The following is a 24,325-nucleotide window of genomic DNA, read 5'->3' on the forward strand; positions in this document are numbered from 1 at the left end:
TGCCTGGAGGATGCGTGACCGTGAAATCGTCGAGCGCGTCCGGGAGGCGACCGACCTGCTGGCCCTGGTGGGTCAGGCGGTGAAGCTGCGCAAGCAGGGCTCGGCGCACGTGGGCCTCTGTCCTTTCCATGCGGAGCGCAGCCCCAGCTTCCAGGTGGTGGCCAACCGGGGCTTCTACCATTGCTTCGGCTGTGGCAAGCACGGCGATGCTTTCACCTGGCTCATGGAGCGGGAGGGCATGACCTTCCCTGAAGCCCTGGAGACCCTGGCCCGAGGTGCAGGTATCGACCTGCCCCAGCGCCGGGAGCGGCCCAGCGCCGAAGTGGACTTGGAAACACGCATGCGCTCGGCCCTCGACGCGGCCCAGTCCTTCTTCGAGGCCCAGCTGGCCAGGCACGCGGGCGCCCAGACCTACCTGCGGGAACGGGGCTATAAAGGCCCCTTCCTGGCTAAGGCCGGTTTCGGCATGGCCCCCGATGGCTGGGAGGGCCTGGTCTCCCATCTACGCAACTTGAACTTCTCAGGAGAATTGCTGGAACAAGCTGGCTTGGCCAGCCGCAGCGAACGGGGAACCCAAATCGATTTCCTGCGGAACCGGCTCACCATTCCCATCCACGACGTCCGAGGGAGGCTGGTGGCCTTCGGGGGCCGCATCATGGGCGAGGGTCAGCCCAAGTACCTCAACACCCGCGATACGCCCCTCTTCCACAAAGGTGAAACACTGTTCGGCTTTCATCGCGCCAAGGGCGCCATGAAGGATGGCGCCCTGGTGGTGGAAGGCTACTTCGACGTGCTTCAGCTCCACCAGCACGGCATCCACCAGGCCGTGGCGCCCCTGGGCACAGCCCTCACGGAGGAACACCTCAAGGCCCTGGGCCGCTTCACCCGCCGAGTGATCCTCTGCTTCGACGGCGACAATGCGGGCCGCCGCGCCATGGAAAAGAGCCTGCGCATGGCCCTGCCTCTGGGTTTCGAAGTGCGGCTGCTGGAACTGCCCCAGGGGGAGGATCCCGATACCTGGTGCCTGAAACTGGGGGGCGAGGCCTTCCGCGATCTTCTGCGCGCCGCCCCGGACTGGACCGCCTTCATGGTGGACCGGGCCATGGAAGGCAAGGATCTGCGGCGCATCACGGATCGCATGGGGGCCTTCAAGGACCTGCTGGATTTCCTGCCCTACCTGCCCCGCACCACCGAAAGCCGCGACCTCTTCTCCAGCCTGGCTCATCAGCTGCAAGTGCCGATTCAGGAGCTGGACCGGGCCGTGAAGAACCGTCAGGCGCCCACCCCGTCCACTGATGAACCCGGTCCAACGGCGCCACCACTGCCGGAAATGGACGATTTGATCCGCAGCCTCCTTCTGCTCTGCGCCAGTGGCCATTGGCGGCGGGTGCAGGAAACACCCCCCGCCTGGTGGGAAACCCTGGAGGGGGCCCCTCTGCTGCAGGCCCTGTTGGATGTGGAGGGCGATGTGACCCTCCTGCCAGATGGGGCCGTGGCGGTACTCCGCCACATCGAGGCCCAGGCCAGCCACAAGGACGAGGCGGGGCGCGATGCGGAATCCCTGCTGGTGAAGCTCGAAGGGCGCTACGTGGATCGGGAGATCCAGGCCAACAACCGGCTCCTCCAGGATCCCAGCACCGTGGTGGATACGGCCCTCACCCGCCGGATCATGGCCCGGCAGAATGACCTGCTGGCCCGCCAGAAAAAGCTCTCCCAGCTGCGGCGGAGCCTGCGTTGATCGCATTCTGAACCTCAGCCCTTGCCTGATTTCGCAGATTCCCTATACTGAAAAGTTCCGGATTCGGCCGGTACATTGGCCGAGATCTGTACCTCCCTCGGCCACCGGGTTCCCCGGTCCCCACCGGATCACCCGGCCGATGTTCGCAGCGCTCTTTGAGGTCCGAATGGTTCCAACGCCGCAACGCGATACCTACTACACCCTGACCAAAGCCCTGATCTCCCTCGGAAGGAAAAACGGATTCCTGCTGGTTGACCAGCTCAATGACTTCCTCCCCGATACCGCCTCCAATCCGGCGGATCTGGAGGTGGTCCTCAGTCTGTTCGCCCGTCTGGGCGTGGGCATCGGGGCCACCGAGGAAGAAGCCCAGGCCAACCGGGAGGCCATCGAACCCGAATTCGTGATGGTCGAAGGTGGTGGCAAGGCTGATAAGGATCTCGAAGTCGAGATCGACAGCCCCGACAGTGACAAGTTCAACGACCCCGTCCGCATGTACCTCAAGGAGATGGGCACGGTGCCCCTCCTCAAGCGCGAAGACGAAGTCGAGATCGCCAAGCGCATCGAGATCGGCGTGCGCAGCGTCATGCGCGCCCTCTCCCGGTCCCGCCTGGCCGCCAGCCTGCTCATCGACATCGGCCGCATGCTGAAGGAGAACCCCGGCAAGATCCGTGAAGTGGTGGGCCTTTCCGACGAGGTGGATGACGATGAGGATGCCGAGAGCACCTCTGCCACCCAGCACGTGCACCACCAGTTCGAGAAGCTGCTGGTCTACGACCAGGCCCTGCAGGAACTGCTGGACCTCAAGCTGCAGGTGGATGCCGGCACCAAGACCCTTCCCAAGAAGCGCAAGCTCGACCGCGAAGTCCTCATGGCCCGCGGCCGCCTGTCCCGCCAGATCCGCAAGCTGGGCCTCAACAGCCTGGCCGTCACGCGCCTCATCGACCGCATCACCCATCAGCACAGCCAGGTGATGGCCGGTGAGCGCAAGTGCCGCGAACTGCGGGACCGCCTCAAGAACCCCGCCTTCGCCAAGCTCAAGGACAAGTACAAGGACGAGCTTACTCACATCGAGAAAACGCTGGCGGACTTCTTCGAGAAGTACGAGACCACCAGCGAGCAGTTCCACAAGGACTTCAACGGCCTCAAGGCCGCCGAGAGCATCAGCCGCGGCGCCAAGGCCGAGCTCATCGAGGCCAACCTGCGCCTCGTGGTCAGCATCGCCAAGCGCTACACCAACCGTGGCCTGCAGTTCCTGGACCTCATCCAGGAGGGCAACATCGGCCTCATGAAGGCCGTGGACAAGTTCGAGTACAGCCGCGGCTTCAAGTTCTCGACCTACGCCACCTGGTGGATCCGGCAGGCCATCACCCGCGCCATCGCGGACCAGGCCCGCACCATCCGCATCCCGGTGCACATGATCGAGACCATCAACAAGCTCATCCGCACCCAGCGCGAGCTGGTGCAGAAGCTGGGCCGGGAACCGTCGAGCGAGGAAATCGCCCACGCCATGGACATGCCCGTGGGCAAGGTCCGCAAGGTGATGAAGATCGCCCAGGAGCCCATTTCCCTCGAAACGCCCATCGGCGAGGAGGAGGATTCCCACCTGGGGGATTTCATCGAGGACAAGACCGTGGTCTCCCCCGTGGAGCAGGTCGTGCAGCAACGCCTCAAGGAGACCGTCCGCAACGTCCTCAACACCCTCAGCGAGCGCGAAGAGCGCGTCCTCCGCATGCGCTTCGGCGTGGGCGACGACGGCTCGGAACACACGCTGGAGGAAGTGGGCAGCGAGTTCGCCGTCACCCGCGAACGCATTCGCCAGATCGAATCCAAGGCGCTGCGTAAGATCCGCCACCCCCGCTACTCCAAGACGCTCAAGGCATTCCTGGGCTAGCCCCAGGTTGGATTTCGAGGCCCGCCGACGATTCTCTGGCGGGCCTCGTGGCGTACAAGCTTGTCGATGATCCAGCCTCGGGAGTGCGTTAGCCTGAGTTTGTGTCTGAATCCAAGAGCCCCTTCGCCCCGCTGCGGAACCATCTCTTCCTGGCCATCTGGATTGCGGCCATGGCCTCGAACGTGGGCACCTGGGTGCAGAGCGTGGGCGAGAAGTGGCTCATGGCGGAGATCACGCGCTCCCCCCTGCTCATGAGCCTCATCGAGACCGGCTCCACCCTGCCCATGCTCATTCTCTCCATGCCCGGTGGGGCCATCGCCGACATTGTGGACCGCCGCCGCTTGCTGCTGCTCACCCAGGGCTGGATGCTGCTGGCCGCCACGGCCATGGCAGTCCTGTCCGCCCTGCACCTGGTGTCGCCCCTCCTCCTCATTTCCATGTCCCTGCTGCTGGGCGTGGGCGCGGCCCTCAACGCCCCGGCCTGGCAGGCCTCCGTGCCCGACCTGGTGCCCAAGGATCAAATCGCTGCGGGCGTGGCTCTCAACAGCGCCGGATTCAATGTGAGCCGGGCCGTGGGCCCTGCCCTGGGCGGCCTCATCGTGGGCTGGTTCGGCCCCACCTGGGCGTTTGCACTCAATGCTGTGTCCTTCGTGGGCGTGCTGGTGGTGCTGAAGGGCTGGAAGCGGCAGCCCACCACCACCGATCTGCCCGCCGAGCGCTTCACCGCCGCCATGAAGGTGGGCCTGCGCTACACCCGCCACCGCAAGGCCCTGCAGGTCATCCTGCTGCGCGGCGGCGGCTTTGTCTTCTTTGGCGGCCCCATCTTCTCCCTGCTGCCCACCCTGGCCATCCACCACCTGCACCTGAGCTCCTCGGCCTTCGGCCTGCTGCTGGGGTGCACGGGGGTGGGCGCCGTCTCAGCCACCCTGGCGCTGCCGAGCCTGCGGCCTCGGATCAGCCCCAACCAACTGCTGGCCCTGGCCACGGCGGTGTTCGCCTGCGGGCTGCTGCTGCTTTCCTACGTCGTGCATGTGCTGCCCGTGGCCCTCATCCTCCTGGTCTGCGGCGGGGGCTGGCTCACGGTGCTCAGCACCTGCAACACCGGCGTCCAGCTCTCGGTGCCTTCCTGGGTGAGGGCCCGCGCCCTGGGCGTCTACATCACCACCTGGGGTGGCGCCATGGCCGGCGGGGCGGCCTTCTGGGGCTGGGTGGGCGAGCACCGCGGCATTCACACCGCCTTCGCCGCGGCGGGTCTGGGCATGCTGGCGATGCTGGCCGTCACGGCCCGACTGAAGATCCAGGCTCTGCACGAGCCGATGGACCTGAGCCCCCACCGCCTGCAGCCCCACGCTCCGGAATCCATTCACCCCGATGAAGGTCCCATCCTCACCGTGCTGGAGTACCTGATTCCCGAGGACCGGAAAGCGGCCTTCCAGGAGGCCATGCGGGAGGTGCGCCGCATCCGCATTCGGGATGGCGCCGTGCGCTGGTCTTTGTTCCATGATCTGGCCCGGCCAGAGCCCGGGCTCATCCGTTTCGTCGAAAGCTTCCTGAGCTCCAGCTGGGGCGAGCACCTGCGTCAGCACCACCGCGCCACCGTGGAGGATCGGGCCGTGTTCCGCAACGCCTATGCCCTGGGCCGGGAGCCCAAGCCGCGGATCAGCCACCTGGCGGCGTCCTGGGAGGACCGGGGCTCCATTCTTGACCGCATTCTCGAGTAGACGCTTCTAGGCTCTGTAGCGGGTTTCGGTCATGCTGGAGCCATCGCTTCGGAGCTTCTTCCCGTGCTTTCCAAGGACCAGACCCTGGGCAAATACCAGATCCTGGACCGCCTCGGTTCCGGCGGTTTCGGCGCCGTGTACCTGGCCATGGACACCTGGGTGAATCGCAAGGTGGCGCTGAAGGTGCCGCACCAGCAGCAGGACGAAATCGTGGACCTGCTGAAGGAACCCCGCATCATGGCGGGCCTTAAGCACCCCAACATTGTTGAGCTCATCACCGTCGAGCGGAAGAACGGCATCTTCTTCATGGTGCTGGAATACGTCGAAGGCGAGGGACTCGACCGCTACATCCGCCGCGAGCGCTCCCTGCCGCCCACGCGGGCCCTGGAGATCGGTCTCGATGTGTGCAGCGCCATCGCCTTCGCCCACGGCCACCAGATCCTCCACCGTGATCTGCGCCCCGCCAACATCCTGGTGAACAAGGATGGCGTGGCCAAGGTCACCGACTTCGGCACCTCGCGGGTGCTGGAGATGCAGCACGTGCCCTACGCGCCCACGCGCATTGGCTCACCCCCCTACATGGCGCCTGAGCATTTCCGCGGGCGGGCCGTGTTCCAATCCGATCTCTGGTCGCTGGGCATCACGCTCTACGAAATGCTGACGGGCACCGTGCCCTTCTACGATGCCGATCCCCTCAAGATCGCCCAGGCCCTCAGCAGCCAGCAGATTGTGGCGCCGCACCTGCGCAATCCCATCGTGCCCAAGGCCTTTTCGGAAGTGGTGATGAAGGCCCTGGCTGTCAATCTGGGTGAGCGGTTCCTGTCGGCGCAGGCCCTGCTGGAAGCCCTGCGCCGCCTCAAGGACAGCGTCGCCCGCGAGACCCGCCCGCTCGGCACCGCCGTGCTCTCCACCAGCATGTCCGGACCCCACCCCACCCTGAGGGCAGCCACCCAATCGCGGCTCTGCCGCTTCTGCTACAGGCAGCTTCCGCGCATGGCCATGGTCTGCCCCAACTGCGGCGAAAAGAACTGATGGTTTGGCATCCCACGAAGGAAGCCGTGCAGCGCCTCTGGGGACGCCGGTGGGTTCGTCGCGTGTCCTACCTTCTGGTGGCGGGCACGGCCACCTTCATGGTGACGCCCTGGGTGGCCTCGCGCCCGGCTGTGCTCCGTTGGGCCACCCGCCGCCTGGATGCTCTGCTCCGCGAGGAAACCGGGCTCTCCCTTGCCATCGGCGGCATGGAGTTCCACCCGGCCCTGGGCACGGCGGCGCTGCAGAACATCCGGCTGGGCGGCGACCTCCTCACCATCCAGCGGGTGGAGGTTCACCTCGACCTCTGGTCCCTGCTCGGACCCACCCGTCGCATCTACTCCGTGCGGCTTGAAAAGCCCCACCTCCGTCTGACCGATGCGGGTCTGGCGGCCTTCAAGCTCAAATCCCATCCGCCGCGGACAGGGCCCCTGCCGCAGATCCAGCTGGATTACCTGAGCCTCACAGGTGGAGAAATCGAAGTACCCAGGCCCGTGGGAAACATCCCGGCACTGAAATACCTCTTTGAAGTGAAGGGCACCGGTCTTGGACCAAACCAGCTTCGCATCGATCTCACCGGGGCCCAGCTCAGCGTCCAGAGCCCCACAGGCTGGGAGAAGGGTCGCCTGGACATCAATGGCGAACTCTCAGAGACCACCCAGATTGTGCGCGAAGGGTACCTGCGCCTGGGCGAAAGTCAGATCCGGCTTGGCGGACGGTTGGTGACTGGGCCTGCCAAGGAGGCAGCTCGCGCCGAGGCGCGCCTTTCCGGCGTGGTGGATCTGGCCCAGGTGGCTCACTGGGGAGGCAGCAAGCGGGCCCCCATGGCGGGCGATCTCGAGATCGCAGCCACCCTTCAGGGGCCCCTGAACAACCCCACATGGACCCTGACTGCAGAAGGGCAGGATCTGCGGCCCGCCGCGGTCGCCTTTCTTCCGGGCAACCTGGATCTGAAGGGCAGCGGAAGCCTCGACCATGCGCGCTTGGAGCGGTTCCATTGGGCCTCCAGCCAAGGGGAATGGCAGGCCGAAGGCGCCTGGTCCAAGAAGGCTCCCATTGAGGCCAAGCTGCACGGGGCCGGCCTTGATCTGGAAGCGGTGGGACAGGCCCTGCATGTTCAGGAACTGAAGGGTGTCCGTGGGGCGCTCGACATCCAGATCAAGGGGCCCCAATCCCACGAAGAGCTGGAACGGCCAGACCGCTGGAAGGCCTCAGTCCAGGCAACCCTGTCCCAGCATGGCCTGGAAGCGGGTGAGTTTCAGGCGAGGCTGGCCAATGGGCAGCTTCAGCTGGATCAGGTGCGACTCGATCTCGAATCCCTGAAACTGGAAGGCTCCGGCCAAGCCAGCCTGGATGCCCGGGGCCTGCGGCAACTGGACGCCAAGGGCCGGGTTGCAGTGGGCGCGGATCAGGTGGCCCAGGCCCTGAGGGTCTGGAAGATCGTGGATCTGGACATGGAAGGAGCTGCCGATGCCACGGCCCAGGTGCGCTGGAGCCGCAGCGGCGGCCTGGAACTGGATGGTTCGGTGCAGGTGGCACACCCCCGCTGGCATGGGGCTCATGCGGATCAGGTGCTGGCCAAAACCGTCGAAATCCGCGGCTCGGATCTGCGGATCAAGGACATCGACTTGGTGAAGGACCAAGGCCGCGGGGGCGGAGATCTGTGGCTCACCTGGGCCAAGCTCCCTCCAGGACAGTCTCAGATGGACATGTGCTACACCGCCTACCGGCTTCCGGTGGTGGAGGGCCTTCGAGCGGCCGATTTGAAAGACGATGAAGGCAACGACCTGCCCCTGACGGGCACCGGAAGCGGCTGGGTGCGGCTCTGGGGACCTTTCGATGGCCTCAGCATGATGGGCAGCGCTCAAGTTGAATCAGGAGAAACGTACGGAATTAAAATTCCAGCGGCTTCTGGGGTTTTTTGGATGGATCTGGAAACCCTGCACATGAAGGTGTCGGATGTACGCCTTTCGGAGCGACCAGACCTTTTGGGACGAGGTGAGCTGCCACCCGAAGGCGCCCTGGCGCTCAGCGGCCAGGCGGACATGGATTTCCGCCGCTGGACCTGGTGGGTGGACCTGAACGGACGCGTGGATTCCCAACTCCTGGCCCTGCCGGGACCGCGATTCCAGGCCCAGGCCCAGGTTCGGCTGCTGGGACCCATCACCAGTCCCTTCGGTTCCCTGCAGCTGCCAGAAGGCCAGGCCCAGTGGAGCCAGGGCCGATTCTTCTTCGGCAACCGCAGTGTGGAAGGGCTCGAGGGCCAGGTAACCCTGGGGCGGGGCCATCTGTCGGGCCGCGTGGGCATCGCAGGCATGGCTCGCCAAGTGCTGGATTTCCAGGTGCACCCGGATGGCGAGGACCTGGTGGGCAACCTGGGCCTGACCATCTCGCCCGAGAGTGCCCAGACGGGGCTGCTGGCCCAGGGACTCACCAACGACCTGCTCGAGGATCTGAACCTTGCGGTCACCGCCCAAGGTCGCTGGAAAGGTGGTCGGGATCTGGAATGGACGGGATCCATTCATCGCCTGGCGGCGCAATTCAGCGCCTTTGAGCTGCATCAATCCACCCCCTCCCCACTTCGGGGCAATGCGCTGGGCGCCAACCTGGATCTGGCCCTGGAAGGTGTTGCACGGGGTGCCTCTGCCGAGGCCACCCCCAAGGCAGCTCATGTCCACCTGTCGGGCACCCTGCCCTTTTCTGATACCGCGCCTTTGGCTCTCAGGACTCAGGGCGACGCGGATCTGGCCCATGTCAAATCCATCCTCGACCGGGTGCTCGAGGTGGATGAGTACAGCCTTTTGTCAGACTTGAGTGTCCAGGGCACCAGCCGCTTCAATGTGCTCACCCACGGCACCTATTTCGATCCACTGCTGGATGGGAGACTGTCCCTGGACAAGGGCCGCATGAACCTGCGCGGCTACCAGGGGGCCGAGGACATCCAGGGCGAGGCGATCCTGAAGAATCGCACCCTGACCATTCCCGAAGACAAACCAGTGCAGGGCACCTTGGCGCACGGCGCCTTGAATGCCAGCGGGACCCTTCTCTGGCGCCTGGGCGGCCTGGATTCCTATGCTTTCAAGGCCTCGCTCACCAACTTCCAGTTGCGGGACGTGCCCGATGGGCTGGACTTGCAAGGGGATTTGCAAGCCACTTTCAACGGCAACGAGGAGGGCGGCCTGCTGAAGGGTAGCCTCAGCGCGGACCGGCTGAGCTACCAGACCGAAGTGAAGCTGTCCGATCTCATTCTCCGGAGTGCCCTCAGTGATAGCGGCACCCTGACCGGGCTCGAGCTGGACGACCCGCTGGAGCGAATCCGCCTGGACCTGGACCTGGAACTCCGCACCCCCTGGCGCTTCGACACGAACCTTCTGAAGCTGGATGGCCGCACCGAAGGGCCGTTCCAGGTCGTCGGCACCCTGGGCCATCCTGTGCCCAAGGGCACGATGGTGTTCCAGCCCGGAGGCCGGGTCACGAACATCTTCCCGGCGGGCGACATGGTTGTGGATCGGGGATCCCTGACGTTCTCGGAAGTCCGCCCGCTGGATCCCATGATCAGCATCCAGGGCAGCGTCACATCGATTCCCGGTTACACCGTGAACATGGATATCCACGGCACCATGAGCAAGCTGTCCGTGATTCCCACATCGACGCCCAGCCTGCGCCAGGATGAGATCATGGCGATCCTCATCAACCCAGGCAACGTGAACAACGTGGGCACCGCCGGAACCTCCAGTGGCGCTTCCCAGGGCGCCATCACCTCTGGCCTCGCCAGCGCCGGCTCTGGACTCATCTCCACCCTCGCTTTCGCGCCTCTGCAGGAGCAGGTGAGGCGATCCCTGGGACTGGACCGTGTGAACGTCTCGGTGAGAACCACCTCGCTTGGCAACAACGAAACCGAGGTGACCATTGGTCAAAGTTTCGACCTTTTTGGACAACGCACGGCCTGGGTTGGATCCCACAGGAAGAGCGGCGAACTGAGCATCAGTTCGGTGCAAGGCGAATTGCGTTTTGGCAATCTGATCCTTCAGATCGGCTTCACCAAGGGCAGCGAGGTCGGCCTCTCTGGAGAGATCCGCCACACCTGGAGCCCCAAATAGGCCGGGAGGGAGGTTTGAATGATCACCGTAAAATGCTTCGCCCGTTACCGCGCCCTGCTGGGGTTTGAAGAGGTGCAGGTGGCAGCCGTTCCCACCTTGGCGGATCTGCTGGCGGACTCCCGGTTCGCCGCCCTGCCGAAGGATGCCCTCCTGGCCGTGAACATGAGCTTCGCCGACCGGACTTCCCCCTTACGGGATGGCGATGAGGTTGCCCTGATGCCGCCCGTTTCCGGCGGCTGAAGGCTGGTGTCTCAGGCCTCTCGGCGGATATCCAGCACTTCCCCACCCGTGAGGCGGAGCAGTTCCTGGAAGGCAGGTTCCCGGCGGAGGCGGTCCTCAGGCCGCTCGGGCGTGACGGCAGCCCCTTGCTCATCGAAGCTCATCTCAATGGCCTTCAGGCCAGGCAGTACGGTGGCCAGGGCCGCCAGCAGATGGGGACTGGCCTTCTCCCGCTCGAAATCCTGGAGGGTCTGCCGGACATTCCCAGGGAACCGGAAGCGCAGCACGGGGGCTTCCCAGCGCAGGTCCGCCGCCATCTGAGGGGCCGTGGCCAGGGCCCGGAGGCCCGGAACCCCCCGCAGGGCTTCGCTGCAGGCGGCGCGGAGCTGATCAGGAGAGCCCGGAGCCGGGGAACGAATCGGTGTCGAGGTCGATGCAACGACCGCCGGGGCTGGCGCGGGGGCTGCCGGCCTGCGAGGCCCCTCAGGCGCCGGCGCGACCTGGGGGGCCCTGGAAGGGACCGGCGGCGGACCCAACGATGAACCCGACGAGGAGCCAGGAGGCCGAGGCGGAAGACTGGCTGCGGCGGCACCCGAAACCAGGGCATCCAGCGGAGCGAGGTGGGGCAGCTGGGCGGCGGTGATGAGGGCCAGCTCCACCACCACCCGCGGCAGGCTGCTGTCACGGAGATCGCGCTCACGACTCAGGAGCAGGCTCAGCATGCGCGACCAGCGCAGCAGCTCCTGGGGCCCCCGGTTGGCGCGGGCCTCCTGCTCGAGCCGATCCCGGAAGGCCAGCACCAGTTCCCGCCAGAAGGTGGCCCAGTCGGCGCCCTGTTCTGTGAGTTCCCGGCAGGCTTCCATGAGGGCTGCAGAATCGCCGATGGCCAGGGCGGACATGACGCCCTGCACCAGGTGGGCGCTGACGATGCCCAGCTGCTCGCGGACTGCCTCTTCCAGCACGGTGCCGTCGCCGGCGGAGATGACGCGGTCGAGGATGGTGAGGGCGTCGCGCATGGAGCCCTGCCCCGCCTCGGCCACCAGGCGCAGGCTGCCGCCTTCGAAGGTGACGCCCTCCTGCTCGCAGACATGTTTCAGGCGACCCTCGATGAGGCCCACGGGGATGAGGCGGAACGGGAAGATCTGCACCCGGCTCTTGATGGTGTCGGGCACATCCTGGAGCTCGGTGGTCGCCAGCACGAAGATGGCGTGGGGCGGCGGCTCCTCGATGACCTTCAGCAGCGCGTTGAAGGCCTCGGTGCTGAGCATGTGCACTTCGTCGATGATGTAGACGCGGTAGCGGCAGAAGGCGGGCCGCGTCTGCACCTGCTCGCGCAGGGCGCGGGCATCGGCCACCGAGGCGCGGCTGGCGGCGTCGATCTCGACGATGTCCAGGCTGCTGTCCGGCTGCTCGGCGGCGCGGCAGGGATCGCAGACGCCGCAGGGCGTGGCCGTGGGCCCTTCGGCGCAGTTCAGGGCCCGCGCCAGGATGCGCGCCGTGCTGGTCTTGCCCGTGCCACGCACGCCGGCGAAGAGGTAGGCCTGGTGGATCTTTCCACTCTCCTTGGCCCGCTTCAGGGCGTTGGCCAGGGCCCGGACGCTGCCTTCCTGCCCCACCAGGTCGGACAGGAGACGCGGACGGTATTTGAGGGCGAGGGTGGTCATGAGGCCTCCAGTTTCCCACAGGGCGGGCGGGCCCGTCATAAGCGAGTTTGGGGGTCCCCCATAAGCGAGTCTTGGGGTCCCGCCCGCGCCCCCTTTGGAGTACGCTGCTCCTCATTCCGAAGGGAAAAGAGATGCCGAATGCATCCAGGACCGAGCACGATGCGTGCGGGGTTGGCTTTATCGCCAGCCGGACCGGCGAGGCCTGCCACCAGATTCTGCTGGATGCCCTCCATGCCCTGAGATGCGTGGAGCATCGCGGCGGCTGCGCTGCGGACCAGATCTCCAGCGATGGCGCCGGCATCATGACCGACATCCCCTTCGCCATGCTGGGCTACAAGCCCGGCGACATCGCCGTGGCCAACCTCTTCATGCCGCAGGATCCGGGCCGCCTTCAGCGCGCCCTGGAGACCTTTGCCAGCACCTTTAGCTTCTTCGATCTCGAAATCCTTGCCGAACGCGAAGTGCCCGTGGACGTCTCGGTGCTGGGCGAGGATGCCCGCCGCAGCCTGCCCTCCCTGCGCCAGGTCATCCTCAAGCGCCCGGCCCACTGCCGCACGGACGCCTCCTTCGACAAGCTGCTCTACAACGCCAAGCAGGTGCTGCGCACCAAGCAACGGGAACAGGGCATCAAGCGCGAGTTCTTCTTCGCCTCGCTGTCGGCCCGCACCATCGTCTACAAGGCCCTCACCCGCGCCGTGGATCTGCATCGCTTCTACCTCGACCTGCAGGATCCCCGCTACACCACCCGCTTCGCCCTGATCCACCGGCGCTTCAGCACCAACACGCGCACCTCCTGGGACAAGGCGCAGCCCTTCCGCCTCATCGCCCACAACGGCGAGATCAACACCATCGCCGGCAACCGCTCCCGCGCCATCTCCCGCGAGATGTCCATCGGTCTCAAGAAAGATCAGCTGGTGACCCACGGCTCCATCAGTGATTCGGGCAGCCTGAATGAAATCGCCGAGGCCATGCTGTACCGCAGCAGCATCCCGCACATGGAGGACATCCTCGCCATCATGATGCCGCCCGCCGAGGGCCAGACGGATTTCTACACCTTCTGGAGTCGGGCCATGGAGCCCTGGGACGGGCCCGCCATCATCATGTTCTCCGATGGCAACACCGTGGGTGCCCGCCTCGACCGCAACGGCTTCCGGCCGGCCCGCTGGACCCTCACGGACGATCGCTTCATCCTGGCCTCCGAAGCCGGCGCCTTCCCCGTGGACGAGGCCCGCGTTCAGCGCAAGGGCATCGTGTATGCGGGCACCGGCGTGAAGGTGGACCTGCCCACGGGCCGCGTGCACTTCCGCGACGCCAGCCTGTCCCGCGAAAACCGCGATGCCGCCTTCGATGCCCGCGCCACGCCCATCGGCTCGCTGCCCGAAGAACCCGCGACCGAAGGCCCCGTCAGCGTCTTCAAGAAGACCCTCTTCACCTGCTCCAAGGAGGAGCTGGAAAAGCTGATCTACCCGATGATCGCCACGGGCAAGGAAGCCATCGGCTCCATGGGCGACACCGCCCGGCCCAATGTGTTCTCCTCCGAGCCCCGCCCCTTCTTCGACTACTTCTACCAGCACTTCGCCCAGGTCACGAACCCGCCTCTGGACTACATCCGCGAGGGGAACATCACCGACCTGCGGGTGTTCCTCGGGCGCGCGCCGAACATCTTCTTCCCCAAGGATCTGGTGCCGCTCAACGAGGCGCTGGAGCTGCCGCGCCCCCTGCTCGACCTGGGCCAGATGCGCTTCCTGGCGCGCATGCAGACGCTGCGGCCCTCGGAATCCCAGATCATCCCCCGCACCTTCCCCATCCTCTTCCAGCGGGCCGATGGCATCAGCGGCTTCCACGCCGCCATCGAGCAGCTGGCCCAGGAGGTGCGCAAGGCGGTGGAGCATGGCACCACGGTCATCATCCTCAGCGATCAGGATGCCAGCGTGGACCGCCCGCCCATCCCGGGCCTCATCGCCCTGCGCGCCGTGGTGCACACCCTCAACGAATGCGGGCTGCGGCTCAACGCCTCCATCGTCATGCACACGGCGGAAGCGCGCACCTCCCACCACATCGCCGCCCTCGTGAGCTTCGGCGCCTCGGCGGTCTGCCCCTACTTGGCCCTGGAGATCGCACGCCGGGACGAGCATCCCTCCTTTGCGAACCTGACGCCCGACCAGCGCGAACAGAACCTCATGGCGGCCCTGGAATCGGGCCTGCTGAAGATCATGGCCAAGTGCGGCATTTCCGTGGTGCAGAGCTACATGAGCGCCAAGCTTTTCACTGCTGTGGGCCTGGGCCCCGAACTCATGGAGATCTTCTTCCCCGGCCACGCCAGTCCTCTGGGTGGCATCGGCTACGAAGAACTCGCGGGTGACGTGCTGCTGAAGACCAGCCTGGCCGCCCAATCCGGCTTCTCGGACAAGCTGCTTCACACCCATCAGTTCCGCGAGTCCACCAAGCCCGGCGAAGGCGAACGGCACGGCATGACCTCGGCCCGGTCGAAGCTGGTGCACCGCCTGGTGGCCCTGGATCCGGATCTGCCGGAGGCCTCCGCCCTCTATCAGGACTACCTGGCCTCCCTGAAGGCCGATGAGCCCATCAACCCCCGGCACCTCCTCGCCTTCCGGGAAGCCCCGGTCCAGTTGGCCCTGCAGGAGGTGGAACCCCGCTCGGAGATCCTCAGCCGCTTCGGTGCGGGCGCCATGTCCTTCGGCGCCGTCAGCGCCGAAAGCCAGCGGGATCTCATCCTGGCCATGGAAGCCGTGGGGGGCCGCAGCAACAGCGGCGAGGGCGGCGAGAACCCCTTCTACTGGACCGATGGCCTCAGCGCCAGCACCAAGCAGGTGGCCTCGGCCCGCTTCGGGGTCACCGCCGAATACCTGGTGTCGGGCCAGGAGATCCAGATCAAGGTGGCCCAGGGCGCCAAGCCCGGCGAGGGCGGCCAGCTCATGAAGGTGAAGGTGGATGCCACCATCGCCAAGGCCCGGTTCTCCCTGCCCGGCGTCGATCTCATCTCGCCGCCGCCCTTGCATGACATCTACAGCATCGAGGATCTGAAGGAACTCATCTACGAGCTGAAGCAGGTCCATCCCGGGGCAAAGATCAGCGTGAAGCTGGTCTCGGGCACCGGCATTGGCACCATCGCCATGGGCGTGGCCAAGGCGGGTGCCGACATCATCTACATCGCCGGTGGCGACGGTGGCACCGGCGCGGCCACGCTGGGCTCCATGAAGCACGCGGGCCTGCCCTGGGAGATCGGGTTGGTGGAAGCGCACCAGACCTTGCGCGAGAACCGCATGCGCGACCAGGTGGAATTGCGCGTGGACGGCGGCCTGCTCACAGGCAAGGATCTGGTCACCGCCGCCATCCTGGGCGCCGAGGGTTTCGAGTTCGGCAAGCTGCTGCTGGTGGCCGAGGGTTGCGTCATGGCCCGCATCTGCGAGAAGAACACCTGCCCCGCTGGCATCGCCACCCACGATCCCAAGTTCAAGGCCCGCTACACCGGCACCCCCGAGGCCATTGAGCGCATGCTCATCCATCTGGCCGAAGATGTGCGGCGCCATCTGGCCCACCTGGGCCTCAGCAGTCTGGCGGAACTCCAAGACCGCACCGACCTGCTGATGATCGCACCCGAGCACGCCGTCTTTGTCCAGGACCGGAAACTGGATTTGTCAGCCTTCCTGGCGGCCCCTTCCGAACCCGAGGTGGGAGAGCCGCCCGTCCTCCGGCCCGAGGGCGTGGGCGAGTTGAACCGCCAGATCCTCGAAGCCGCCAAACCCTTCCTGGATCAAGGCGGAGAGCACCAGCTGACCTTCGCCATCGGCACCGAGGACCGCGGCGTCCTGGCCACCCTGGCCGGGGAGATTGCCCAGGGCATCCGTGAACGCCGCCGCACGGGCGCGGATCCTGGCGTGTCAGGACGACTGCAGATCACTTTCACCGGCAGCGCTGGCCAGGGTTTCGGCGCCTTCCTCACCGAAGGCCTGGAGGTGAAGCTGCTGGGCGAGGCCAACGACTCCGTGGCGAAGTCCATGTCTGGCGGCACCCTGAGCCTGCGGCCAGCACCCTCCGCCACCTTCGTTCCAGAGGAGAACGCGATCCTGGGCAACGGCGCCCTCTATGGCGCCACCGGGGGCCGCTTCTTCGCCCGGGGCCTCGCGGGGGATCGTTTCGCAGTTCGCAACAGCGGCGCCAGCGCCGTGGTGGAAGGGGCCGGTCACCATGCCTGCGAATACATGACCCGCGGCGCCGTGGCCATCCTGGGCCAGGTGCTCAGCAACGTGGGCGCGGGCATGACAGGCGGCTGCCTCTTCCTGCGGCGCGAGCATCTGCCCCGCGTCAACGGCGACTACCTGTCCCCCATTGCGTGGCGCCCGGAGGAGGAAGGCCTCTTCCGCGACCTGCTGGAAGCCCACCGCGCGGAAACGGACAGCGCTACCGCCGTTGCGCTGCTGGCGGACTGGGCCGGAACCTTGAAGGCCTTCCGGCCTTTCGTGCCCATCGCCGTGGCGGCCGGACTCCCTGCCCACTCCACTGAACCCACCGCCAAGGCTTGACGCACCGCTTCGCTCGCCATCAACCCACCCGGTCGAATAGCCCTGGCTGGGCGACCGGGATGGTGACTGAGGCTGGAGAGGGCTTGGACCTGGGTTCCCGCATCCGTTTCTTCAAAGGGAAGGCCTCCTGGAAGGCCGCGCGGATGCCATCCTTGTAGTCGGGGTTCAGGATCTTCAGCCAGCCTTGATCGGCCAGCACCTTGTAGAACGGATCCTCCTTGAGCAGGCGCAGGCCACCGACCCAGGCCGCGCTGGCACCGCTGGCCCTGGCGCGGCGCGCGAAGGCCTTGGCATCGTGCACCGCCAGGAGGGGCGCCACCGCGATGGTGACGGAAACCCCACCGGCGGCGAGGCGCTCAGCGGCAGCCCAGCGGCTGGGAATGGCCGGTGCGTGGGGCTCGACGACCTGCCGCACGGTGTCGTCATCGGTGGGGATGGATAGGCCCACCGTGAGCCGATCCCCGAAGGCCCGCAGCAGATCCAGATCCTGAAGCACCAGGGGTGAACGCGTGTGGAGGATGACTTCCGTGGTGGGACAGAGCAGCAGCACTTCCAGACAGCGGCGGGTCAGGCGGTACTGGCGCTCCAGGGGCTGGTAGGGATCCGTGGCCGAGGCCATGAACACCCGTGCGTTGTGGAGCTTGTGCCGCTGGGACCAGAGCAGCTCCGGGGCATTCACCTTGGGTGCCACCCACTGGCCCCATTCACTGGGCTTGTGGAGGGCATTGGGATACTCGCGAACGTAGCAGTAGCGGCAGCCGTGGCCGCAACCCCGATAAGGGCTCAGGGCGAACCCGAAACCGTACCGTTCATCCTTTTGCGGGCGAAGGATGGTGCGGGCCTCCTCGGGTTCCACGAGCAGGTCTTTGAAAAGGGAGGGCGGCGCCAGGGTGGACGGAAGGAATGTCATGCTCCAAGTGTTCGCTTTTTATTCGTTTCGTCAAGCCCTCTAGGAAGCCTTGGCCACCACATTGATGCGCCCGTTGGTTTCCAGGATGGCCACCCGCACCTCCGCCAGATCCGACAGCCCAGCCTGGCGAACCGCGGCCATGAGTTCGTGGCGGGTGATGCGCTCGGCGGCCAACATGGCCTCATCCACCTGGCCGTTGTGGACGAGGATCTGGGGCCTTCCCTCCAGCAGGGTTTCCGCCTTCTTGCTGCGCCAGGTGATCCAGGACAGCAGCCCGTTGGCGGCCAGCAGCGTGGCCACCAGGATGAACCCCGCGGCCACGGTGTTGTCCCCGGCGTTCATGCTGTTCTGCACGGCATTGCTCAGCACCAGCAGCAGCACCAGGTCGAAGGGGGCCAGTTGCCCCACCTGGCGCTTGCCCGTCAGCCGCAGGGTGATGAGCAGGAAGCCGTAGACCAGCAGGCCGCGCAGCACGAACTCCCACCAGGGCTGCGCGATCTTCCACATGGAGATTCCCACGGGCAGGGCACCGTCAAAGGTGGCCAGAAGGGACATGCTGACTCCAACTTAGAAAACATAAGGTTCGGCTCACCCGGCTTCCAACGGGATCAGCAGCCGACGGGCGGCTCAAGGCATGAGGATGCGGTCGCTGCCATGACTTAGAGCGATTTTACTGAACCTCAACCTTGAACGTGGCCGATCCCAGTTCGGTGTTCTGTGCGCTGAGAAGCTTCACAGTCCACTCGCCGTCATCCCCCTTCCGGAAGGTGCGGTAGGCGTTGGTGCGGTACGGAGAGCGCGGCACCTTGAGCTCCTGCTTCGTGCTCTTGTCGCCTTTGCTGAAGACGATGATGACGGTGCTGTCCGCGGCGCCTGTGACCTTCGCCCAGACGAAGATGCGGGTGCCTGCGGGCACCTTGAAATCAGAGGATTCGCCCACCAGTTCCATCTTCTCGACGGCGGAGCCGGTTTTCAGCTCGGCCTGCGGCTTGTCCGTCTGGGCCAGCAGCAGGGAAGGAAGCAGGAGGGCGGCAAACAGCGAGCGGCGCATGAGAGCTCCGGGGAAGGGGTGGCCCCATTCTGGTCCCATGCCCGGGGGTTGTCACTTGGCCTTTGGAAGAAAGCCCTAGAAGGTGACCACCAGGGAGGTGGTGAACACCGTATCCGTTTTCTTCAGCTGGTAGGGCACCTGCCCAATCACCACAGGGGGCGTGGCCACGGGCGTCTGGGTGACATCCACCGCCACCGATGCAGGCTGGTTCTTGTAGGTCACGTCGTAGGCCACTTTGAGGGCCAGCCGCGAGGAGAGGTTGGTGGTGAAAGCCGTGCGCCACACGGCCAGGTAGTTCTGGCTGTGCTTCAGGCTGTCTGACAGGGTCAATTCCGAGGCCAGCAGCGAGGTGGCGAAGACCTTCTGCTCGACCTTGGCCCCCAGCCGGAAAGTGGCATAGCCGGTATCAGCCCCCGCGGGCCGAAAGACCTGGGTTTCCTTCGTATAGCCCAGACCAGCGTCGGTGAAGCATTTGGTGCGGTCTTCCTTGATCCACCAGTGGCCAAGCCCAGCCAAGGCCGAGGTGCGGGCTTCAAGCCCTGCCGGAAGGTTGCGCTCCCAGCCGCCCGAGGCGAACCATTGGAGCCGGTCGCTCAGATTGCGGTCGTAACGAAGATTCGCGTAGTAGCTTTCACTGCTGGTCTCCGTGTCACTGGTCTGGACCACGGTGGCATTGGCGAGGCTGGTGCCGGAGGCGCTGCGCGCGAAGGTCGTGGTGGACACCCGCACCCCGCCCAGGTTGAAGGCGAAGGCGGCATCGCTCCAGGTGTATTTGTACTCGTTGGCGAAGCCCAGGCTCTGACTCGCCGCGTTCCCGCCGACTGACACGTAGCTGAGGGAGCCTTTGTCGGACCAGGCCTGCTTCGGGGCCTCGGGCGCCTGGGCCAGCAGCGGAAGGGCGCTCATCAGAACGAAGGGGAGGGACAGTCGCATGGGGGCTCCAGAACGTGACCCATCCATTCTGGCGCAGCCGGGTGCCCCGTTCCTCACGGTTCCTTACAACCACCCCACGCACGGCACCTCATTCCCTGCCCTGATTCAGAAGGTCCAGCTCTCAAGGCCTTCCAGGATGTCGCGCACGCCGGGACCGAACCGGGCATTGCTCAACCAGTCGATCCCGCCGGGCAGGCCTTCGAGCGCCGCCTTGACGCGGCCGCGGTGGCCCAGCTCGGGCCGCGGGATGGCGCGATCAGCACGTTCGTGGCGCACGGCCGTGGCGTCGCTCAGGGTGGGAATCCAATGCTTCAGGCGGGCAGCGATTCCCTCCCATTGCTCCAGGTCCGCGGGTTTCCCAAAGGCGCCACCGATGAAGCTGCGCAGCTGCATGACGCCTTCTGGCGCACTCTGGGGATCCATCCAGGAGGGCACCAGGGAGCCGAGGTAGCCCCGCCCTTCCGGCGGATGGATGAGGAAGCCGAAACTGTCCTTCAGCGCGGGCAGCGGCAGGTGACGGCTGTGCCAGAGATCCACGGAAGTATAGGGGATGGCCGCCAGGGCCTCGGCGCTCTGCGCCGCCACCGGGCCCAGCAGGGCCGCGGCCTCAAACGCGGGCAAGGCCAGCACCACCCGATCAGCCTCGCGCACCTCGCCGCCGCCACTCACGCGCCAGCGGCCCTCGGCCAGTCGTTCCAGACGTTCGGCGCGCAGGCCTGTGCGAACCGCGGAAAGTTTCGAGGCCAGGCGGATGGGCAGCTGTCCCATGCCGCCCTCGGGCACCACCATGTGGCTGACGCCACTCTTGCGGATGCCGTTCACCAGGCTGCCCGTGGCCTCCCACTGCTTGAGCTTGGGGATGGCATCCACGGAGAGGATTTCCGGCGGCGCGGCGAGGATGCCCGCCACCATGGCCGGCAGCAGCTCCGTGGCCACACCCTTGCCGAGGCGACGCGTGATGAAGGCGGAGAGGCCCTCTTCCGGCTCGGGGTCGCGCACACCGATGAATGGCTCCAGCACCATGCGCAGCTTGGCGCCCGCGGACATGAGGGGAGAGAACATCAGCGCCGGGGGCGAAGCGGGCACGGGGATGAGGCGCCCGCCCTTCCCCACCCAGCGGGCGCCGGTGCCTGGGGATTTGAACGGCAGGTCGATGGCACTGAAGAGGCGATCCACCGCCGTGCCCTTCTGCCACAACACCCCCTGGGGGCCGGTCTCAAAGTGACCGCCTTCCCAAGGCAGGGTCTTCATCCAGCCGCCCACGCTGGCGCCGGCCTCCCACACTTCCACGGCCTCCCCGCGCTGCTGCAGATGCCAGGCCGCCGCGAGTCCCGTGACGCCGCCGCCGAGGATGAGGGTGCTCATGGGAGGACCTCCAGGACGCGCCGCGTGAGGCACTGGATGTAGGCGGGATCGGTGCCCGGAGCGGCCACGCGCCGGTAGGTGCGGATGCCCGCCGCATCGGCCACATGGCGGTATTCGATGTCCAGTTCGTGCAAGGTCTCGATGTGCTCGCTGACGAAGCTCATGGGCACCACGATGACATCCTTGCCCTTCATGGTTTCGAGGACATCTTTCAGGGGCGGTTGCAGCCACTTCACGGGGCCGGTGCGGCTCTGGTAGGCCAGCAGGTAGCCTCCAGGAATCTCGCCGATGCGGGCCATGAGGGCATCGCGGGTGGCGTGGATCTCCTTCTCGTAGGGATCACCGGCTTCGATCTGGCGCAGGGGCAGGCTGTGCGCGCTGAAGATGACCGTGGCCCCGGGCAGTTCCTGCAAAGCCTTGCGCAGCGGGGCTTCCAGCGAATCGAGGTAGTCGGCATCGGTGGCGTAATGATCCACGCCCGGGAGGATCTCCAGACCCGCCTTCGCCGCTTCGACCGCCAACTCCCGCAGGCTCGATCCAGTCGTGGCCCGGCAGTCGTGGGGGTAGAGCGTGACGGGCACCAATTTCCGGATGCCATCGCGCTTGAGGGCCTTGAGCAATCCCGCCGCCCGGGGCGCGGCGTAGCGGAAACAGAGTTTCACGGGCTCGTGTCGGCCCTGGGCTCGCAGCGCAGCCCGCAGGGCCGAAGCCTGGAAGGCGCTCTCCTTCAGCAAGGGAGAGCCTCCGCCGATCTCCGAGTACCGGCCCCGGGCGCCGGGAGCCCGCAGCTTGGCGATGAGCTTCGAGAAGGGTCCCTGCAGCCAGGCGGGGCCCGGCAGCTTGATGAGATCCCGGTCGCCGAAGAGCGCGGCCAGGAAGGGTTCCACCTGATCCAGGTTCACCGGACCGCCCAGGTTCAGGAGAAGAATCGCTGTGTCTCGCATCGTCCTCCACCTTAGCGAGAAGTGGCCTGAACAATCGTCACGGAAGCCTGGACGAGCCCTGTTTGAACAGAGCGAGCTTTCCCGAGCATTAGGAGCCCTGTTTGAACAAGAGACGGATCGCTTTCAGGCGGCATCCCATAGACTGTCCCTACAGCTTGGAGCGCCCATGTCCCTGTCCGCCTTCACCGCCCTGCCCGCCTTCTCCGCGCTTCCTGATGGCGCCCGGCTTTGGCTCCTGGCCCTGGTCCATCCCACAGAAGCCGCCACGCTGGCACCGGAGATGGAGGCCCTGATGGCGCGCTGGCGGCATAAGGGCGTGCAGTACCAAGGCGCCTGGGCCCTGCTGGAGAACCGCATCCTGGCCGTGGCCGAACCCACCCTCGCCGCCGAACCTTCGGGCTGTGCCATCGATGGCATGCTGCGCGGCGTAAACCAGCTGACCTCGCGCCTCGGCCTTGCCGTGGAGGACCCTCAGGCGGTGCTCGTGCGCTTGGAGGACGGCATCCACGCCATCTCCCGCACCGATCTGGAGGAGCGCCTCGCCGATGGAACCCTGGATGGCGCCACGCCGGTTCTGGACCTGGCCCTGCTGACCCTGGGCGATCTGCGCGAGGGTCGGCTGGAGCGCCCCCTCGCCGCCACCTGGATCGGGCGGAAGTACAAGATTCAGGCCCCGGCAGTGACCGGGGCCTGAATCAGGATTTCACTCGACCTAGAAGATTGATTCGCCGGGCTTGCGACGCCAGGCTTCGGAGCGCTTCTGGCCTTCGGCCTTGGGCTTCGCATCCTTCGCAGCGGCCAGGGTCTGCAGCAGCGAGCCACCCAGCTTGGAGGCCACGTTCTTGGCCAGGGCAGGAGCAGCGGGTACCACGGGGGCGCTCACGGGGCCAGAGGCGGAGACTTCCGGGGCCGAACTCTTGGCGGTGACTTCCTTCAGGCGCTTCTCGTACCAAACCTTCCGCTTGGGATCGATGACCCGGATATTCCCGGCCTTCTCCCCCTTCTTCAGAACCTTGGGCTTGGGCTTTTCGCGGTCTTCCCGCAACACGGAATCAGGCTTTGCAGCTTCTTCAAGGATCTTCGCCAGGTTTCCTAGGCCACGCAGGTTCATCATGTGCGGTAGTTTCTCCAAAAGGGGCCACGGGCCACCACGAACCAGACTAGCGGCAAATCCTTCATACACATAGTGATTTAAAGCACGAGTGGCTTGTTTTTCGCGGTGTCTGGCCACGGACCCACCTGGGACACTGAAGACATGGGAACTCCAATCAAGACCCTGAAGGCCCGGCTGGACAGCCTCTGTGATCGCTACGACACCGGCGGCGCCCTGGACCGGGATCCACTCAGCGTCGTCCTCGCCTATGAGGCGCCCATGGATCGTGAGGTCGCGGCCTTCGTGGCCGCCCACCTGGCCTACGGACGGGTGGAGCCCATGATCCGCGCCGTTCAAAGTGCCTTGGCCCCACTGGGACCCGACCCCGCGGCCTGGCTGCGAGCCCAATCCGAGCGGGACATTCAGAAAAAGCTGGATCACGCCCTGAAGGACTGGGCCTGGCGCTTCCACACCGGACCCGATCTGGCCGCCTGGCTGCTGGCCTGGAAGCGGCTCGATGCTGAAAGTGCCCAGGGGCTGGAACCCCATCTCCTGCCCCAACCGAAAAAAGGAGCGGACGAATCCCTGTCCCAGCTGGTGCAGCGCCTCCGCCTGGAATTGCCACCGACCTACGGCGCCCGCTTTTCCCTGCCCGATCCTCTGGAAGGCGCGGCTTGCAAACGCTGGCGCATGTTCCTGCGCTGGATGGCGCGGCCCGGTTGGCCTGACCTCGGTCTCTGGGCCCACTACCCCGTGGGCAGCCTCATCATCCCCCTCGACACCCATGTGGCGCGGGTCTCCCGCTTCATCGGCCTCAGTGACCGCAGCACGCCGGATGGGAAGATGGCCCTGGAGATCACGGCCTCCCTGCGTCGCCTGGATTCGGAAGATCCCCTCCGCTACGACTTCGCCCTCAGCCACCTGGGCATCCTCGGCGACTGCCCAGGCCTGCGCCACCGCAGCACCTGCGCGGATTGCCCGCTCTATACGGTGTGTTCGGCGGGGGCCAAACCTCGGAAACGTAAATAGGCGACAGCGCCCATGGAGTGGCCCCTTCGTCTGGAGGCAGGCCAGTGCCGACCTGTGAGCGCAAGCCGAAGGCGCGGCGCGAACGGATGGTAGG

General features: G+C 66.0%; 17 protein-coding genes. 9 read left to right on the top strand and 8 right to left on the bottom strand.

Going from position 1 to position 24,325, the window contains the following annotated elements; genetic code table 11:
* The first annotated feature begins 10 nt into the window (after window positions 1-10).
* The 6 genes from dnaG (at window position 11) to Q9293_RS09500 (ending at window position 10,719) form a co-directional block, all read left to right on the top strand.
* On the top strand, window positions 11-1,738 hold the full coding sequence (dnaG, locus tag Q9293_RS09475) for a DNA primase (protein ID WP_306245787.1): 1,728 nt from the start codon (window positions 11-13) through the stop codon (window positions 1,736-1,738).
* A 166-nt stretch (window positions 1,739-1,904) separates the two neighbouring features.
* Window positions 1,905-3,629, top strand: a complete 1,725-nt coding sequence (gene rpoD, locus Q9293_RS09480; RefSeq protein ID WP_306245789.1) for an RNA polymerase sigma factor RpoD — start codon at window positions 1,905-1,907, stop codon at window positions 3,627-3,629.
* Window positions 3,630-3,730: 101 nt separating this feature from the next.
* Window positions 3,731-5,350 carry an MFS transporter gene (locus Q9293_RS09485; RefSeq protein ID WP_306245791.1) on the top strand — a complete coding sequence of 540 codons (1,620 nt, stop codon included), beginning with the start codon at window positions 3,731-3,733 and terminating at the stop codon, window positions 5,348-5,350.
* 63 nt (window positions 5,351-5,413) lie between these two features.
* A complete protein-coding gene (locus Q9293_RS09490) occupies window positions 5,414-6,382 on the top strand; it encodes a serine/threonine-protein kinase (protein WP_306245792.1) in 969 nt (322 codons plus the stop codon).
* Window positions 6,382-10,479 carry a translocation/assembly module TamB domain-containing protein gene (locus Q9293_RS09495; RefSeq protein WP_306245794.1) on the top strand — a complete coding sequence of 1,366 codons (4,098 nt, stop codon included), beginning with the start codon at window positions 6,382-6,384 and terminating at the stop codon, window positions 10,477-10,479. The genes Q9293_RS09490 and Q9293_RS09495 overlap by 1 nt, the downstream gene beginning before the upstream one ends.
* An 18-nt stretch (window positions 10,480-10,497) precedes the next feature.
* Window positions 10,498-10,719: a MoaD/ThiS family protein gene (locus Q9293_RS09500; RefSeq protein ID WP_306245796.1), complete on the top strand. Its 222-nt coding sequence runs from the start codon at window positions 10,498-10,500 to the stop codon at window positions 10,717-10,719.
* A gap of 11 nt (window positions 10,720-10,730) precedes the next feature.
* Here the strand turns inward: Q9293_RS09500 and dnaX are convergent, their stop codons facing one another.
* The gene (gene dnaX, locus Q9293_RS09505) at window positions 10,731-12,362 is read right to left on the bottom strand and encodes a DNA polymerase III subunit gamma/tau (RefSeq protein WP_306245798.1); all 1,632 of its coding nucleotides are present in this window, start codon (window positions 12,360-12,362) and stop codon (window positions 10,731-10,733) included.
* Window positions 12,363-12,493: 131 nt separating this feature from the next.
* Between dnaX and gltB the strand changes: the two genes are divergently transcribed.
* Window positions 12,494-16,906 carry a glutamate synthase large subunit gene (gltB, locus tag Q9293_RS09510; RefSeq protein ID WP_306245799.1) on the top strand — a complete coding sequence of 1,471 codons (4,413 nt, stop codon included), beginning with the start codon at window positions 12,494-12,496 and terminating at the stop codon, window positions 16,904-16,906.
* Between the two features lie 19 nt (window positions 16,907-16,925).
* Here gltB and Q9293_RS09515 read toward each other — a convergent pair whose 3' ends face one another.
* From Q9293_RS09515 to hemH, 6 genes are all read right to left on the bottom strand, one after another.
* A complete protein-coding gene (locus Q9293_RS09515) occupies window positions 16,926-17,816 on the bottom strand; it encodes a radical SAM protein (protein WP_306245801.1) in 891 nt (296 codons plus the stop codon).
* Window positions 17,817-17,855: 39 nt separating this feature from the next.
* A complete protein-coding gene (locus tag Q9293_RS09520; RefSeq protein WP_306245803.1) occupies window positions 17,856-18,371 on the bottom strand; it encodes a DUF421 domain-containing protein in 516 nt (171 codons plus the stop codon).
* 115 nt (window positions 18,372-18,486) lie between these two features.
* Window positions 18,487-18,867 carry a DUF2914 domain-containing protein gene (locus tag Q9293_RS09525; RefSeq protein WP_306245804.1) on the bottom strand — a complete coding sequence of 127 codons (381 nt, stop codon included), beginning with the start codon at window positions 18,865-18,867 and terminating at the stop codon, window positions 18,487-18,489.
* A gap of 75 nt (window positions 18,868-18,942) precedes the next feature.
* Entirely contained in the window at window positions 18,943-19,800 is an 858-nt protein-coding gene (locus tag Q9293_RS09530; protein ID WP_306245806.1) for a YdiY family protein, read from the bottom strand.
* A gap of 105 nt (window positions 19,801-19,905) precedes the next feature.
* Window positions 19,906-21,165: an NAD(P)/FAD-dependent oxidoreductase gene (locus tag Q9293_RS09535; protein WP_306245808.1), complete on the bottom strand. Its 1,260-nt coding sequence runs from the start codon at window positions 21,163-21,165 to the stop codon at window positions 19,906-19,908.
* Window positions 21,162-22,109 (bottom strand): ferrochelatase, encoded by a 948-nt coding sequence (gene hemH, locus Q9293_RS09540; RefSeq protein ID WP_306245810.1) that lies wholly within the window; start codon window positions 22,107-22,109, stop codon window positions 21,162-21,164. Before hemH ends, Q9293_RS09535 begins: the two co-directional genes overlap by 4 nt.
* A gap of 166 nt (window positions 22,110-22,275) precedes the next feature.
* On the opposite strand from hemH, the gene Q9293_RS09545 reads away from it, so the two are divergent.
* Window positions 22,276-22,803, top strand: a complete 528-nt coding sequence (locus tag Q9293_RS09545) for a hypothetical protein (RefSeq protein WP_306245812.1) — start codon at window positions 22,276-22,278, stop codon at window positions 22,801-22,803.
* A gap of 18 nt (window positions 22,804-22,821) precedes the next feature.
* Here the strand turns inward: Q9293_RS09545 and Q9293_RS09550 are convergent, their stop codons facing one another.
* Entirely contained in the window at window positions 22,822-23,223 is a 402-nt protein-coding gene (locus Q9293_RS09550) for a hypothetical protein (RefSeq protein ID WP_306245814.1), read from the bottom strand.
* A 141-nt stretch (window positions 23,224-23,364) separates the two neighbouring features.
* Here Q9293_RS09550 and Q9293_RS09555 point away from each other — a divergent pair, with 141 nt between their 5' ends.
* Window positions 23,365-24,231: a TIGR02757 family protein gene (locus Q9293_RS09555; RefSeq protein WP_306245816.1), complete on the top strand. Its 867-nt coding sequence runs from the start codon at window positions 23,365-23,367 to the stop codon at window positions 24,229-24,231.
* Window positions 24,232-24,325: the final 94 nt, after the last annotated feature.

It is taken from the genome of Geothrix sp. PMB-07 (assembly GCF_030758935.1).
Lineage (GTDB): Bacteria > Acidobacteriota > Holophagae > Holophagales > Holophagaceae > Geothrix.

Excerpts from the sequence above, each read along its gene's own strand:
- Q9293_RS09555 (WP_306245816.1), top strand. The coding sequence starts at position 23,365 with ATGGGAACTCCAATCAAGACCCTGAAGGCCCGGCTGGACAGCCTCTGT.
- Q9293_RS09520 (WP_306245803.1), bottom strand. The coding sequence starts at position 18,371 with ATGTCCCTTCTGGCCACCTTTGACGGTGCCCTGCCCGTGGGAATCTCC.
- hemH (WP_306245810.1), bottom strand. The coding sequence starts at position 22,109 with ATGCGAGACACAGCGATTCTTCTCCTGAACCTGGGCGGTCCGGTGAAC.
- dnaG (WP_306245787.1), top strand. The coding sequence starts at position 11 with ATGCGTGACCGTGAAATCGTCGAGCGCGTCCGGGAGGCGACCGACCTG.
- Q9293_RS09550 (WP_306245814.1), bottom strand. The coding sequence starts at position 23,223 with ATGATGAACCTGCGTGGCCTAGGAAACCTGGCGAAGATCCTTGAAGAA.
- Q9293_RS09525 (WP_306245804.1), bottom strand. The coding sequence starts at position 18,867 with ATGCGCCGCTCGCTGTTTGCCGCCCTCCTGCTTCCTTCCCTGCTGCTG.
- Q9293_RS09500 (WP_306245796.1), top strand. The coding sequence starts at position 10,498 with ATGATCACCGTAAAATGCTTCGCCCGTTACCGCGCCCTGCTGGGGTTT.
- Q9293_RS09515 (WP_306245801.1), bottom strand. The coding sequence starts at position 17,816 with ATGACATTCCTTCCGTCCACCCTGGCGCCGCCCTCCCTTTTCAAAGAC.
- gltB (WP_306245799.1), top strand. The coding sequence starts at position 12,494 with ATGCCGAATGCATCCAGGACCGAGCACGATGCGTGCGGGGTTGGCTTT.
- dnaX (WP_306245798.1), bottom strand. The coding sequence starts at position 12,362 with ATGACCACCCTCGCCCTCAAATACCGTCCGCGTCTCCTGTCCGACCTG.
- Q9293_RS09545 (WP_306245812.1), top strand. The coding sequence starts at position 22,276 with ATGTCCCTGTCCGCCTTCACCGCCCTGCCCGCCTTCTCCGCGCTTCCT.
- rpoD (WP_306245789.1), top strand. The coding sequence starts at position 1,905 with ATGGTTCCAACGCCGCAACGCGATACCTACTACACCCTGACCAAAGCC.
- Q9293_RS09530 (WP_306245806.1), bottom strand. The coding sequence starts at position 19,800 with ATGCGACTGTCCCTCCCCTTCGTTCTGATGAGCGCCCTTCCGCTGCTG.
- Q9293_RS09495 (WP_306245794.1), top strand. The coding sequence starts at position 6,382 with ATGGTTTGGCATCCCACGAAGGAAGCCGTGCAGCGCCTCTGGGGACGC.
- Q9293_RS09535 (WP_306245808.1), bottom strand. The coding sequence starts at position 21,165 with ATGAGCACCCTCATCCTCGGCGGCGGCGTCACGGGACTCGCGGCGGCC.